The sequence below is a fragment of the Priestia sp. YIM B13489 genome (genome assembly GCF_042787645.1).
GTDB classification, from domain to species: domain Bacteria; phylum Bacillota; class Bacilli; order Bacillales; family Bacillaceae_H; genus Priestia; species Priestia megaterium.
On sequence record NZ_JBHZOQ010000036.1, the window covers coordinates 514684 to 528070 of the forward strand.

Genomic DNA, 13387 nt, shown 5'->3' on the forward strand with positions numbered 1-13387 from the left:
ACAATAGCGTAACGTTACATTTTATTTTGAATGCGGTATACGTAAGCTAATATTTCAGCCACCGCTTTAAAAAATTCTTCGGGTACTGCATCTCCTACTTTAGTTTGGTCAAAAAGTGCTCTTGCCAGCGGGCGGTTCTCTACCATGGTGATTTCATGGCTTTTGGCGATTCCTTTAATCTTTTGAGCAATAAAATCTACGCCGCTGGCTACAACATAGGGAGCATCCATTTTTTCTTCATCATATTTTAAAGCAATGGCATAATGAGTGGGGTTTGTAATGATGACATCTGCTTTTGGAACTTCTTGCATCATGCGAGACATTGCCATTTCCCGCTGCTTTTGCTTTATTTTTGATTTGATTAGAGGATCCCCTTCAATGTTTTTATGCTCATCTTTGATATCTTGCTTTGACATTCGAATATTTTTCTCGAAATCAAACTTTTGGTACAAATAATCAAGCAGCGATAAAAATAAAAGCATAAGCGAGGCTGCAAGTCCCATTTGAAAAACAAGCTTAGACAGCACAACCAGCGAGTCCCCTATACTTTTTTGAGATAAATTTAATACATCTTCTATGTGAATCCATAAGATAAAAAACGTGACGGCTCCGATACACATAATTTTCAGCGTTGACTTGATTAGTTCTACCAGCGCTCTCATGGCAAAAATCCGTTTGGCTCCGCTAATAGGGTTAATCTTTTCTAACTTAGGCTGAAGAGCCTCCGTGGAAAAAAGAATACCCACCTGCATATAATTCGCTCCGAGCGCAGCAATAAAAGCTGCGAGCATAACAGGACCTGCTGCAAGAGCTATTGAAGGAAGAAGGTGCTTAAACATCGCAAATACGCGCTCTGCCGTCACTTCCTCAAGCATATACGTTTGAAAAGCTTCTCTTAACAACTTCATCATTTGCTGTAAAAACTGTTTGGCTCCAAACAAAAAATAAAGAAAAACCATTAAAAGGATGAGCGCAGTTGTAACGTCTTGACTTTTAGCTACCTGTCCTTTTTTTCTAGAGTCTTGCTTTTTTTTAGGTGTAGCTTTTTCCGTTTTTTCTCCCGCGAAAAATTGCAAATCAACTTTTACTAAAAACAAAGCTACACCCCTCCTAATATGCGAATCATCGCGCGCATCGCTTCTATCATTTGTTCAAATATGATTTGCATTATATAAAACATGCTCCCCATCACGACAATCAGCAAAATAAAGGCAACAATAATTTTTACCGGAAACCCCACTACGAAAATATTTAACTGCGGGACGGTTCTTGCGACAATTCCAAGCGCGATATCGACTAAAAATAATGAACCTACCAAAGGCAAAGACATTTGAACAGCTACTAAAAACATCGATGAAAAAACAGTTATGATGTGTGTAGCAAATGCTTGGCTTCCCACAGGGAAAGCTACTTTGTCTAACGGAATAATTAAATAACTATTATAGATGCCGTCTATTAATAAATGATGTCCATTGGTCGATAATAAAAATAGGAGAGCAAATACATATAAATATTGACCTAGTATCGGACTTTGCGCCCCTGTCTGCGGATCTATTACGTTGGCAATCGCAAACCCAACTTGAAAATCGATGAGACCTCCGGCAATTTGAATAGCCATAATAAATACATACGCAGTCAAACCAATAAACAACCCAACAGCACATTCTTTTACTACTAAAAGTACAAACTGTGCATCTAACGAAACGACGGGTAAATCAATTGTTGTCGCAATAATAACGGATAGCGAGGCAGACAAACCTACCTTATGAACTGCGGGAATCGTTTTGTATGCAAATAGCGGAGCCGTAATAAAAAAAGACGTTACCCGCACTAGCACTAGTAAAAACGCGGGATAGGATAAGATCAACTGACTCATAGCTATCCGACGTACCGATACAGATTTGAAAAAATTTCATATGTAAATGAAATCATTTTTGATAACATCCACGGACCAAAAAATACAATCCCTACTAAGACCGCTACAATCTTAGGAACAAAAGCAAGAGTTTGCTCTTGAATTTGGGTAGTTGCTTGAAAAATACTAATAATGAGCCCAACTACAAGGGCCAGCAGTAATAAAGGGCCAGATACAATTAGGATTGTATACACGCCTTTTTCTGCTAACGAAATGACAAATTCTCCATTCATTGTCTATCACCTATTGAAAACTTATTAATAATGATTTAACAACTAAATTCCAGCCGTCAACCAGTACAAATAGTAAAATTTTAAACGGGAGCGAAATCATAACGGGAGGAAGCATCATCATTCCCATAGACATCAGCACGCTTGCTATAATCATATCGATAATGAGAAAAGGAATAAAAATCATAAATCCAATTTGAAATGCTGTCTTTAGCTCACTGATTGCATAAGCCGGAACGAGCGCAGTTAAGGGAATATCTTGAACAGAGGATGGCTTATCTATATCCGCATATTCTAAAAAAAGAGCTAAATCTTTTTGTCTTGTATGAGCACTCATAAATTCTTTCATTGGTTCAGCTGCTTTTTCATAGGCTTGATTCAGCGTGATTTTTTCTTTTAAAAGCGGCTGAAGCGCCTGTTCATTTACCTGAGAAAAAGTTGGCGCCATAATAAAAAACGTTAAAAACAGCGATAAACCAACTAATATTTGATTAGGAGGCATTTGCTGTGTCCCGAGCGATGTACGTACAAATGACAGCACAATGACAATGCGTGTAAAGCAGGTCATCATAATTAAAATTCCAGGAGCTACCGAAAACACCGTCAGCAGCAACAAAAGCTGAACAGACGTGGAAATATTTGTAGGACTGCTCGAGTTAAAGAGGTTCATCACTTCATTCATCGTTCTTTTTGTTCCTTTCTAACTCTTTTAGTACGTTTTGCCTTTTTATTTTCATTTCATTCATTTCTCGCTGAAAAAGCTGCTGAAAAGAATGACTGGATTTCTCTTCTTTTTTAGAAGTCAATTTTTCTAAAAAAGACGGTAGTACGACTTTATATTCGCTCTCGTTTTTCTGTTGTTCCTCATACTGCGTGAGCAGCTGCTGTTTCTCTTGCCCTGTAATTTCTGAAAGAAGCTGCACATTTTCACCGACTCCAATGATTAAAAGCTGATCTCCCACTTTGACTACTTGTACAGATTTGCTGCTTCCAACATTTGTCCCCCCCAAGTTTTGTACTATTTTATTTTTTTGCAGTAGCCTTCCTTTTTTATTGACAAATTTTAAGAGTGCAAAAAGCAGCCCAATTACAAGTAAAAACGCGAATATCATCTTCATAATATCTCCAGCTGAAAGTGTAGGCGTCCCCTGGAGTGCAGTTTTTTCTTTTGAATCAGCACTCTCACTCTCTGAACACTTCTCCGTTTTTTCCAAACATTCTTTTACCGATGCAGATCCACTTTCTGCATAGACGATTTGATTTGATCCTGCTAATACGCTTATTAACAGCGCAGCAATTACGAACTTTCGCAGCAATGCCTGCCACCTCTTACTTCAACATAGTGTAAGATTAGCGGGAAAGCCCCGCCAATCTGTTGTTTATCCAATTGCTTTTGAAATTGCCTCTAATACACGATCTGCTTGAAAAGGCTTAACGATAAAATCTTTTGCCCCTGCTTGAATCGCATCAATCACCATTGCCTGCTGGCCCATGGCTGAACACATAATCACCTTAGCATCACTTTTTATGCTTTTAATTTCTTTTAAGGCCGTAATTCCATCCATTTCAGGCATCGTAATATCCATTGTGACAAGATCTGGTGCATGCTCTTTAAATAACTCCACAGCCTGCTGGCCGTCTGCCGCTTCTGCTACTACTTCATATCCATTTTTCGTTAAAATATCTTTAATCATCATGCGCATGAATGCAGCATCATCTACAATTAAAATTTGGTTTCCCATCTCTACTCCTCCTAAAAATCATTACTTTAGTTTGTTAATACGGTCTCTTTGACTAATAATATCGGTTACGCGAACGCCAAAATTCTCGTCAATGACGACCACTTCACCTTTTGCTATTAATTTGCTATTAATCAAGATATCTACTGGTTCGCCCGCTAGTTTATCAAGTTCAATGATTGCACCAGAAGATAATGCTAAAATCTCTTGAACCGTTCGCCTAGTTCTTCCAAGCTCCACGGTAACTTGAAGCGGGATATCAAGCAGCATGTCTAAATTTCGTGAATCCCCTTGAGGAGAAGACACGTGCTCAAACTCTGAAAACGATGCGGGCTGAACATCAACTGGTACATGAACAGTTTCTGCCTGCTGTGTTTCTTCATGCTGTATGTATTCAGCGGCCGGCGGTTCTGTTTGCTTTTCGTTAAGATCTGATTCTTTTTCAATAGAAGCTGCCGTATCTTCTGCGCTTGGAACTAAAAGCTCTTCCACCAAGCTTTTGGCAAAAGATATCGATAAAAGCTGCATAATATTCGAATCGATTAATGTGCCTACCTTCAAATTAAAAGAGACTTTTACAAAGACGTCATCTTGGGGAATAAGCTCTGTGCCTTCCCCTTTTTGAATATTTAAAATATCTAAGCTCGGCGGAGAGATATCAATTTTCTTTTGAAATACCGTGGACATAGACGTCGCTGCAGAACCCATCATTTGATTCATCGCTTCCTGCACTGCACTCAGCTTAATTTCATCCATGATTTCTGTCGGATTCTCACCCGTTCCACCAAGCATCAAATCTGAAATAACAGCTGCATCTTCATGTTTAATAACTAACAAATTCGTACCAGAAAAGCCTTCTGTATACTGAACTTGTACAGCGACATGAGGATTTGGAAATTCATCCGTCAGCTCTTCTTTATATACGAGCGATACAAACGGTGTGGTAATATCGACTTTTTGATTCAATAAAGCCGATAGCGCTGTTGCTGAACTGCCAAACGAAATATTTCCAATTTCGCCAAGCGCGTCTTTTTCCATTTCCGTAAAGTAATCATCTACTTGACTTGACTTATTCGGCTCTGAAAACTCGTCAAGTGAAGAAGTTCCTTTTAACAACGCATCAATTTCATCTTGCGAAAGCATGTCATCGTTCATTCCTTTCGTTCCTCCTCTTAACATCATCTAGAATTTGCACAGCAACTTTCCGACTGACTTTTCCAGGCTGTGCAATAAATTTAGGTTGGTCTCCGACGTAAATAGTTAACGGATTATGAACGCTTGTTTGCAGTCGAATAACATCTCCTGCATCTAATGCTAGGAAATCTTCAATTGAAATATCCGCTTTTCCTAGCTCGGCTACAACCTGCAATTCCGCATCATTGATTTGTTCCTTTAGCTGCTCAACCTCTTGTACGTTAGGTTCTTTTTTAGAAGATTGCATCCAGTAATGAACGGACAGTTTGGACACAATCGGCTCAAGCGTCACGTGCGGAATACATAGATTGATCATGCCCGTTTCATCTCCAATTTGTACGTTTAATGAAATGACGATGACAATTTCATTTGGTGAAATTACCTGCAAAAACTGAGGATTCACTTCAAACTCTGATGTTTCAGGTTCAATTTCCGCAATAGAACTCCAAGCTTCTCTCATACTGTCTAACGTTTTCTCTAGCAAGTTTCGAATCAAGCTCATTTCAATTTCCGTTAAGTTACTAATTTTCCCACCGCTCTCGCCTTGTCCCCCGAGCAAGCGGTCAAGCATCGCATAGGCAATGTTCGGATTGACTTCCATAATGATATGCCCTTCTAAAGGAGGGACGGCTATCACATTTAAGATGGTTACTTTCGGAACAGAGCGAATGAACTCCTCATACGGAATTTGATCTACTGATACAACGGACACTTGTACAACGTTACGAAGCTGCGCCGAAAAGACATTGATGAGCATGCGCGCATAATTTTCATGAATTCGCGTCAAACTGCGAATCTGATCTTTTGAAAAACGCAGGGCGCGTTTAAAATCATATGTACGAATACGCTGTTTTTTATTTTCCTTTTTTAGCTCATCCGCATCCATCTCTCCGGTTGATAACGCGGATAATAGGGCATCAATTTCATTTTGTGATAATACATCCCCAGCCACTAGCTTCCCTCCCTTTATCTTTACTGCAGCACTTTAGACGTTGTATAAATTTTAACAACATGTCCGTTTTCCATTAATTGATCAATTTGCTTTGCAATATCTGTTTCTAACGTGCTGAGTCCTTGCGTTCCTTCAAAATCTTGAGCACTCATATCTGAGAGCTTTTTGATAATAATGTCTCTTACTTGAAAATCTCTTTTTTGAAGCTCTGCCGCTGCTTTTTTACTATCCATTTGAATTTTAAAAGAGATGCTGATGTAGTTATTGCTTTTTAAATTTGTTTTAATATCCGTTACATCCACAGAAGCTTTAATCACATCGTCAATAGATGGACCTTTTTCAGTACCTGCCTGCTCTGTATACTTTAGTGTCACGATAACAGCAATGCTTCCTATTAAAGTAAGAGAAAGCATGATAATAATCATCTTACTAATTAGCTTATTTTTAAACACACTTTATTCCTCCGTCGTTTGCTGCAGCCCTAATACGTTAATTCGCTGATAATAGCTCGTCACTTTCTCATTCACTTCTTCAACTGAATCCTTTACCACCAGCTTTTTGTTATTCGTTAGCGTAATGGTCGTATCAGGGAATGCTTCAACCTGCTCGATGTAGAGTGCGTTTAACGTAAATGTTTTGCCGTTTAGCCTTGTTAAAGTGATCATAATTAACCGGAGTAATACCTACTCCTTCCTCCCGCCTATCGTTTTAGATTCACTAGCTCTTGCAGTATTTCATCGGATGTTGTAATAATTCTTGTGTTCGCTTGAAATCCGCGCTGTGCAACAATCATATCCGTGAATTCTTCCGATAAATCAACGTTGGACATTTCAAGGGCGCTTGAAATTAAAGTTCCTGTACCGCTGTTTCCAGGAGTAATGTTTGCAGGAGTTCCAACCAGCCCAGCATTTGGAGTATTAGCGAACAAATTTCCTCCTGCTTTTTGAAGCCCTTCATTATTAGCGAACTTTGCAAGCTTGATAGTCTGAGGATTCGGAAGCATAGTTCCGTTTAGACCAACAATATTAACAGTTCCATTTGCCCCAATGCTGTAGCTTTTAGCTGTAGTTGGATCAATTTTAATTCTTCCATTGTCATTATTACTAGTAGATTTTACAAACAACCCATCACCTGTCACTAGATAACCATCTTTATCTAAATAGAAGTTCCCCGCTCTTGTGTAATAGTCTGATATTCCATCATTTACAACAAAATAGCCGTCTCCAGAAATAGCTAAATCAAGTGGACGCCCCGTTGACTGAATGCTTCCTGCTGTTTGAACTGTATCAATTGTGCCAATTTGTGAACCTAACCCGACTTGTTTAGCGTTAACACCTCCACGGTTCCCAGCCGGCCCTGTTGCTCCTGCTACTTGCTGACTTACTAAATCTTGAAACGTTGTACGTCCTTTTTTATAGCCATACGTATTAACATTGGCAATGTTATTTCCTAGGACATCTAATTTAGTTTGAAAATTTTTCATGCCGCTGATTCCTGAATACATCGAACGTAACATAAAATCACTCCTTAAATTTGGTTGGTTAACTGCTTACTTCTAAGATATCGTTTAGCGAAAGTACCGTATGATTTTCATCGTTGATCCCAAACGACACCTCATTGTTTTTGACGGACGCTGTTAAAATGACTCCTTGCTTTTTATTTCCTTCTTCATCTAACCATGCAGCGGTTTTACCAATTAACTCACTCCCTTTTAAAATAGGAGAAGCCTGAGACTGCGTTACAAACGTATTGAGCGATGTGCTCATATTTGTCATTTGTTCAAGGGATGAAAACTGAGCCATTTGAGCAATAAAGTCTTTGTCTTGCATTGGATTCATTGGATCTTGATTTTGAAGCTGAGCAATCAAAAGCTTCAAAAAGTCATCTTTGCCAAGCGAGCTGTTTCCCGTTTGCTTCACTGGTGTGTCTCTATTGCTTAAATACAAGTCAGACGTAATTTCATTTGTCATTGTTATCACCTATACGTTGTAGTTAATGAGCGCTGCTTCAAAAGAAGATAGAAAGGAAGCCGATCCTTCCAATTGCTGTGAATCTTGATCTTCTTCTTCTTTTTTAAACGCTTCTTTTTCCTGTCTTTCTTTTTGCTGGTCGTTTTCATTGTTGTACGACACCGCTTGTTCCGACAGTAGCACATCGATTTTATCAATTGACACATGCTGAGACGCGAGACCGTGCCGCAAAGTTGAAAGGTTGGCGTCCAATAACTCTTTTGTTTTTGCTGACGATACGACAATTCGCGCAACCGTTTCACTGTCTTTTTGAAGCATTTCAATTGAAATCGCACCTAGCTGTTTTGGAAATAACTTAATGAAAAGCTTGGATGTTCCCTCTTCAGTACTGAACGAAGCTTTACTCCATATTTTTTCAAGCTCGTTTACCAAATTGCTAGACTGTTGATAGTCAGATTTTGCTTGCCCTAGATAAATAGAGAACTGCTGAAGCTTAGGCATTTCTCCACTTCCAAAGGATGATGGCTGATTCTCTACTGTCGCTCCGGTTGTGTTTGTATCTGCAGAACTTTCTGAAGATGTATGAACAGCGTCCACACCGACTTGATCAACGGATACATGCTGAGACGTGAGAGCTTGTCGTAATCTGAAAAGGCTGGCGTCTAACAGCTCTTTTGTTTTCGCTGACGATACAACTACTTGCGCAGTCGTTTTATGATCTTGTTGACGCACTTCAATTGAAATCGTACCTAGCTGCTCTGGCCATAACTTAATAGAAAGCTTAGATGCTCCCTCTTCAGCACTGAGCGAAGCTTTACTCCATATTTTTTGCAGCTCGTTTACCAGATCATTAGACTGTTGATGATCTAATTTCACTTGCCTTAAATCAATAGAAAACTGCGGCACTTTTTCTTCTTTAGCAAAAGCGTTCATATCTTTTACAGAACTTTCTAGAGCTGCTTGAACAGCGACCACATCGACTTTATCAACCGATACATGCTGGGAAGTCAGAACTTGCCGTAAAGTCGCAAGATTGGCGTCTAACAGCTCTTTTGTTTTCGCCGACGATACAACCACTTGCGTAATCGGTTCATTTTTTTGCTGAAGCACTTCAATTGAAATCGTACCTAGCTGTTTTGGAAATAACGTAATGAAAAGCTTGGATCTTCCCTCTTCAGCACTGAGCGAAGCTTTACTCCATATTTTTTGCAGCTTGTTTACCAGATCATTAGACTGTTGATGATCTAATTTCACTTGCCTTAAATCAATAGAAAACTGCGGCACTTTTTCTTCTTTAGCAAAAGCGTTCATATCTTTTACAGAACTTTCTAGAGCTGCTTGAACAGCGACCACATCGACTTTATCAACCGATACATGCTGGGAAGTCAGAACTTGCCGTAAAGTCGCAAGATTGGCGTCTAACAGCTCTTTTGTTTTCGCCGACGATACAACCACTTGCGTAATCGGTTCATTTTTTTGCTGAAGCACTTCAATTGAAATCGTACCTAGCTGTTTTGGAAATAACGTAATGAAAAGCTTGGATCTTCCCTCTTCAGCACTGAGCGAAGCTTTACTCCATATTTTTTGCAGCTTGTTTACCAGATCATTAGACTGTTGATGATCTAATTTCACTTGCCTTAAATCAATAGAAAACTGCGGCACTTTTTCTTCTTTAGCAAAAGCGTTCATATCTTTTACAGAACTTTCTAGAGCTGCTTGAACAGCGACCACATCGACTTTATCAACCGATACATGCTGGGAAGTCAGAACTTGCCGTAAAGTCGCAAGATTGGCGTCTAACAGCTCTTTTGTTTTCGCCGACGATACAACCACTTGCGTAATCGGTTCATTTTTTTGCTGAAGCACTTCAATTGAAATCGTACCTAGCTGTTTTGGAAATAACGTAATGAAAAGCTTGGATCTTCCCTCTTCAGCACTGAGCGAAGCTTTACTCCATATTTTTTGCAGCTTGTTTACCAGATCATTAGACTGTTGATGATCTAATTTCACTTGCCTTAAATCAATAGAAAACTGCGGCACTTTTTCTTCTTTAGCAAAAGCGTTCATATCTTTTACAGAACTTTCTAGAGCTGCTTGAACAGCGACCACATCGACTTTATCAACCGATACATGCTGGGAAGTCAGAACTTGCCGTAAAGTCGCAAGATTGGCGTCTAACAGCTCTTTTGTTTTCGCCGACGATACAACCACTTGCGTAATCGGTTCATTTTTTTGCTGAAGCACTTCAATTGAAATCGTACCTAGCTGTTTTGGAAATAACGTAATGAAAAGCTTGGATCTTCCCTCTTCAGCACTGAGCGAAGCTTTACTCCATATTTTTTGCAGCTTGTTTACCAGATCATTAGACTGTTGATGATCTAATTTCACTTGCCTTAAATCAATAGAAAACTGCGGCACTTTTTCTTCTTTAGCAAAAGCGTTCATATCTTTTACAGAACTTTCTAGAGCTGCTTGAACAGCGACCACATCGACTTTATCAACCGATACATGCTGGGAAGTCAGAACTTGCCGTAAAGTCGCAAGATTGGCGTCTAACAGCTCTTTTGTTTTCGCCGACGATACAACCACTTGCGTAATCGGTTCATTTTTTTGCTGAAGCACTTCAATTGAAATCGTACCTAGCTGTTTTGGAAATAACGTAATGAAAAGCTTGGATCTTCCCTCTTCAGCACTGAGCGAAGCTTTACTCCATATTTTTTGCAGCTTGTTTACCAGATCATTAGACTGTTGATGATCTAATTTCACTTGCCTTAAATCAATAGAAAACTGCGGCACTTTTTCTTCTTTAGCAAAAGCGTTCATATCTTTTACAGAACTTTCTAGAGCTGCTTGAACAGCGACCACATCGACTTTATCAACCGATACATGCTGGGAAGTCAGAACTTGCCGTAAAGTCGCAAGATTGGCGTCTAACAGCTCTTTTGTTTTCGCCGACGATACAACCACTTGCGTAATCGGTTCATTTTTTTGCTGAAGCACTTCAATTGAAATCGTACCTAGCTGTTTTGGAAATAACGTAATGAAAAGCTTGGATCTTCCCTCTTCAGCACTGAGCGAAGCTTTACTCCATATTTTTTGCAGCTTGTTTACCAGATCATTAGACTGTTGATGATCTAATTTCACTTGCCTTAAATCAATAGAAAACTGCGGCACTTTTTCTTCTTTAGCAAAAGCGTTCATATCTTTTACAGAACTTTCTAGAGCTGCTTGAACAGCGACCACATCGACTTTATCAACCGATACATGCTGGGAAGTCAGAACTTGCCGTAAAGTCGCAAGATTGGCGTCTAACAGCTCTTTTGTTTTCGCCGACGATACAACCACTTGCGTAATCGGTTCATTTTTTTGCTGAAGCACTTCAATTGAAATCGTACCTAGCTGTTTTGGAAATAACGTAATGAAAAGCTTGGATCTTCCCTCTTCAGCACTGAGCGAAGCTTTACTCCATATTTTTTGCAGCTTGTTTACCAGATCATTAGACTGTTGATGATCTAATTTCACTTGCCTTAAATCAATAGAAAACTGCGGCACTTTTTCTTCTTTAGCAAAAGCGTTCATATCTTTTACAGAACTTTCTAGAGCTGCTTGAACAGCGACCACATCGACTTTATCAACCGATACATGCTGGGAAGTCAGAACTTGCCGTAAAGTCGCAAGATTGGCGTCTAACAGCTCTTTTGTTTTCGCCGACGATACAACCACTTGCGTAATCGGTTCATTTTTTTGCTGAAGCACTTCAATTGAAATCGTACCTAGCTGTTTTGGAAATAACGTAATGAAAAGCTTGGATCTTCCCTCTTCAGCACTGAGCGAAGCTTTACTCCATATTTTTTGCAGCTTGTTTACCAGATCATTAGACTGTTGATGATCTAATTTCACTTGCCTTAAATCAATAGAAAACTGCGGCACTTTTTCTTCTTTAGCAAAAGCGTTCATATCTTTTACAGAACTTTCTAGAGCTGCTTGAACAGCGACCACATCGACTTTATCAACCGATACATGCTGGGAAGTCAGAACTTGCCGTAAAGTCGCAAGATTGGCGTCTAACAGCTCTTTTGTTTTCGCCGACGATACAACCACTTGCGTAATCGGTTCATTTTTTTGCTGAAGCACTTCAATTGAAATCGTACCTAGCTGTTTTGGAAATAACGTAATGAAAAGCTTGGATCTTCCCTCTTCAGCACTGAGCGAAGCTTTACTCCATATTTTTTGCAGCTTGTTTACCAGATCATTAGACTGTTGATGATCTAATTTCACTTGCCTTAAATCAATNTGATGTTTACCGCCGTTGTTTTGGCGACTTTATTATAATATCATTTCTATTTTCTTATGTCAACACTTTTTTAAAAGTTTTTTTGGTGCGGCCGAGAGGACTTGAACCTCCACGGGGTCGCCCCCACTAGGCCCTCAACCTAGCGCGTCTGCCATTCCGCCACGACCGCTAAATACATAAAATGAATAAGATGCGGGTGAAGGGACTTGAACCCCCACGTCGTAAAGACACTAGATCCTAAGTCTAGCGCGTCTGCCAATTCCGCCACACCCGCAAGAAATGAAAATGAGCCATGAAGGACTCGAACCTTCGACCCTCTGATTAAAAGTCAGATGCTCTACCAACTGAGCTAATGGCTCTCTATGGCTGGGCTAGCTGGATTCGAACCAACGCATGACGGAATCAAAATCCGTTGCCTTACCGCTTGGCGATAGCCCAATAATTTAAATGGCGGTCCCGACGGGAATCGAACCCGCGATCTCCTGCGTGACAGGCAGGCATGTTAACCGCTACACCACGGGACCGAAATAGAAAATGGCGGAGGAAGAGGGATTCGAACCCCCGCGGGCTTTAACACCCCTGTCGGTTTTCAAGACCGATCCCTTCAGCCGGACTTGGGTATTCCTCCGTATATTTATAACAAATGTAACTTATATGGTAGCGGCGGAGGGAGTCGAACCCACGACCTCACGGGTATGAACCGTACGCTCTAGCCAGCTGAGCTACACCGCCATATTATTTGTTACAATTATTTAATTTAATTGGTGGAGCCTAGCGGGATCGAACCGCTGACCTCCTGCGTGCAAGGCAGGCGCTCTCCCAGCTGAGCTAAGGCCCCATCATGGTACTGATACTGGTAATCGTGGTCGGGAAGACAGGATTCGAACCTGCGACCCCTTGGTCCCAAACCAAGTGCTCTACCAAGCTGAGCTACTTCCCGTTTTATGGCGCGCCCGAGAGGAGTCGAACCCCTAACCTTTTGATCCGTAGTCAAACGCTCTATCCAATTGAGCTACGGGCGCTTTATATATATGGAGCGGAAGACGAGGTTCGAACTCGCGACCCCCACCTTGGCAAGGTGGTGTTCTACCAC

The 13387-nt window shown here is 40.3% G+C and carries 13 protein-coding genes and 10 tRNA genes; all 23 read right to left on the reverse strand.

The annotated features are described in order from the left end of the window. Window positions 1–14: 14 nt before the first annotated feature. Window positions 15–1097: a flagellar biosynthesis protein FlhB gene (gene flhB, locus ACFX4W_RS04425; RefSeq protein ID WP_043976493.1), complete on the reverse strand. Its 1083-nt coding sequence runs from the start codon at window positions 1095–1097 to the stop codon at window positions 15–17. A gap of 2 nt (window positions 1098–1099) precedes the next feature. Beyond that, entirely contained in the window at window positions 1100–1876 is a 777-nt protein-coding gene (gene fliR / locus ACFX4W_RS04430; RefSeq protein WP_043976492.1) for a flagellar biosynthetic protein FliR, read from the reverse strand. Between the two features lie 2 nt (window positions 1877–1878). Then, window positions 1879–2148 (reverse strand): flagellar biosynthesis protein FliQ, encoded by a 270-nt coding sequence (gene fliQ / locus ACFX4W_RS04435; RefSeq protein WP_016765390.1) that lies wholly within the window; start codon window positions 2146–2148, stop codon window positions 1879–1881. Window positions 2149–2158: 10 nt separating this feature from the next. Beyond that, window positions 2159–2827, reverse strand: coding sequence for a flagellar type III secretion system pore protein FliP (gene fliP, locus ACFX4W_RS04440; RefSeq protein ID WP_013084783.1), 669 nt, complete (start codon window positions 2825–2827; stop codon window positions 2159–2161). Continuing rightward, the gene (locus ACFX4W_RS04445) at window positions 2820–3461 is read right to left on the reverse strand and encodes a flagellar biosynthetic protein FliO (RefSeq protein ID WP_043976491.1); all 642 of its coding nucleotides are present in this window, start codon (window positions 3459–3461) and stop codon (window positions 2820–2822) included. The genes fliP and ACFX4W_RS04445 overlap by 8 nt, the downstream gene beginning before the upstream one ends. A 63-nt stretch (window positions 3462–3524) precedes the next feature. Beyond that, on the reverse strand, window positions 3525–3887 hold the full coding sequence (locus ACFX4W_RS04450) for a response regulator (RefSeq protein WP_043976490.1): 363 nt from the start codon (window positions 3885–3887) through the stop codon (window positions 3525–3527). A 21-nt stretch (window positions 3888–3908) separates the two neighbouring features. Further along, a complete protein-coding gene (gene fliY, locus ACFX4W_RS04455; protein WP_280560142.1) occupies window positions 3909–5039 on the reverse strand; it encodes a flagellar motor switch phosphatase FliY in 1131 nt (376 codons plus the stop codon). Further along, window positions 5029–6030 (reverse strand): flagellar motor switch protein FliM, encoded by a 1002-nt coding sequence (gene fliM / locus ACFX4W_RS04460; RefSeq protein WP_043976488.1) that lies wholly within the window; start codon window positions 6028–6030, stop codon window positions 5029–5031. The genes fliY and fliM overlap by 11 nt, the downstream gene beginning before the upstream one ends. Before the next feature lie 20 nt (window positions 6031–6050). Then, window positions 6051–6482: a flagellar basal body-associated protein FliL gene (gene fliL / locus ACFX4W_RS04465; RefSeq protein ID WP_043976487.1), complete on the reverse strand. Its 432-nt coding sequence runs from the start codon at window positions 6480–6482 to the stop codon at window positions 6051–6053. A gap of 3 nt (window positions 6483–6485) precedes the next feature. Next, window positions 6486–6695, reverse strand: a complete 210-nt coding sequence (locus tag ACFX4W_RS04470) for a flagellar FlbD family protein (protein ID WP_025750317.1) — start codon at window positions 6693–6695, stop codon at window positions 6486–6488. A gap of 35 nt (window positions 6696–6730) precedes the next feature. Further along, complete coding sequence (gene flgG / locus ACFX4W_RS04475) at window positions 6731–7546, reverse strand: flagellar basal body rod protein FlgG (protein WP_043976486.1); 816 nt, start codon at window positions 7544–7546, stop codon at window positions 6731–6733. 25 nt (window positions 7547–7571) lie between these two features. Continuing rightward, a complete protein-coding gene (gene flgD, locus ACFX4W_RS04480; protein WP_043976485.1) occupies window positions 7572–8000 on the reverse strand; it encodes a flagellar hook assembly protein FlgD in 429 nt (142 codons plus the stop codon). Between the two features lie 9 nt (window positions 8001–8009). Further along, window positions 8010–12278 carry a flagellar hook-length control protein FliK gene (locus ACFX4W_RS04485; protein ID WP_377559248.1) on the reverse strand — a complete coding sequence of 1423 codons (4269 nt, stop codon included), beginning with the start codon at window positions 12276–12278 and terminating at the stop codon, window positions 8010–8012. Window positions 12279–12377: 99 nt separating this feature from the next. Then, window positions 12378–12463, reverse strand: a tRNA-Leu gene (locus tag ACFX4W_RS04490). A 22-nt stretch (window positions 12464–12485) separates the two neighbouring features. Next, window positions 12486–12568: transfer RNA gene (locus tag ACFX4W_RS04495), tRNA-Leu, on the reverse strand. Window positions 12569–12580: 12 nt separating this feature from the next. After that, window positions 12581–12653 (reverse strand) — tRNA-Lys (locus ACFX4W_RS04500). Between the two features lie 4 nt (window positions 12654–12657). Next, window positions 12658–12732 (reverse strand) — tRNA-Gln (locus tag ACFX4W_RS04505). A gap of 10 nt (window positions 12733–12742) precedes the next feature. Then, window positions 12743–12818: transfer RNA gene (locus tag ACFX4W_RS04510), tRNA-Asp, on the reverse strand. An 11-nt stretch (window positions 12819–12829) separates the two neighbouring features. Next, a tRNA-Ser gene (locus tag ACFX4W_RS04515) sits at window positions 12830–12922 on the reverse strand. Window positions 12923–12949: 27 nt separating this feature from the next. Next, window positions 12950–13026: transfer RNA gene (locus tag ACFX4W_RS04520), tRNA-Met, on the reverse strand. Between the two features lie 30 nt (window positions 13027–13056). Next, window positions 13057–13132 (reverse strand) — tRNA-Ala (locus tag ACFX4W_RS04525). A 25-nt stretch (window positions 13133–13157) separates the two neighbouring features. Then, window positions 13158–13234 (reverse strand) — tRNA-Pro (locus ACFX4W_RS04530). 5 nt (window positions 13235–13239) lie between these two features. Further along, window positions 13240–13316, reverse strand: a tRNA-Arg gene (locus ACFX4W_RS04535). Window positions 13317–13387 lie beyond the last annotated feature (71 nt).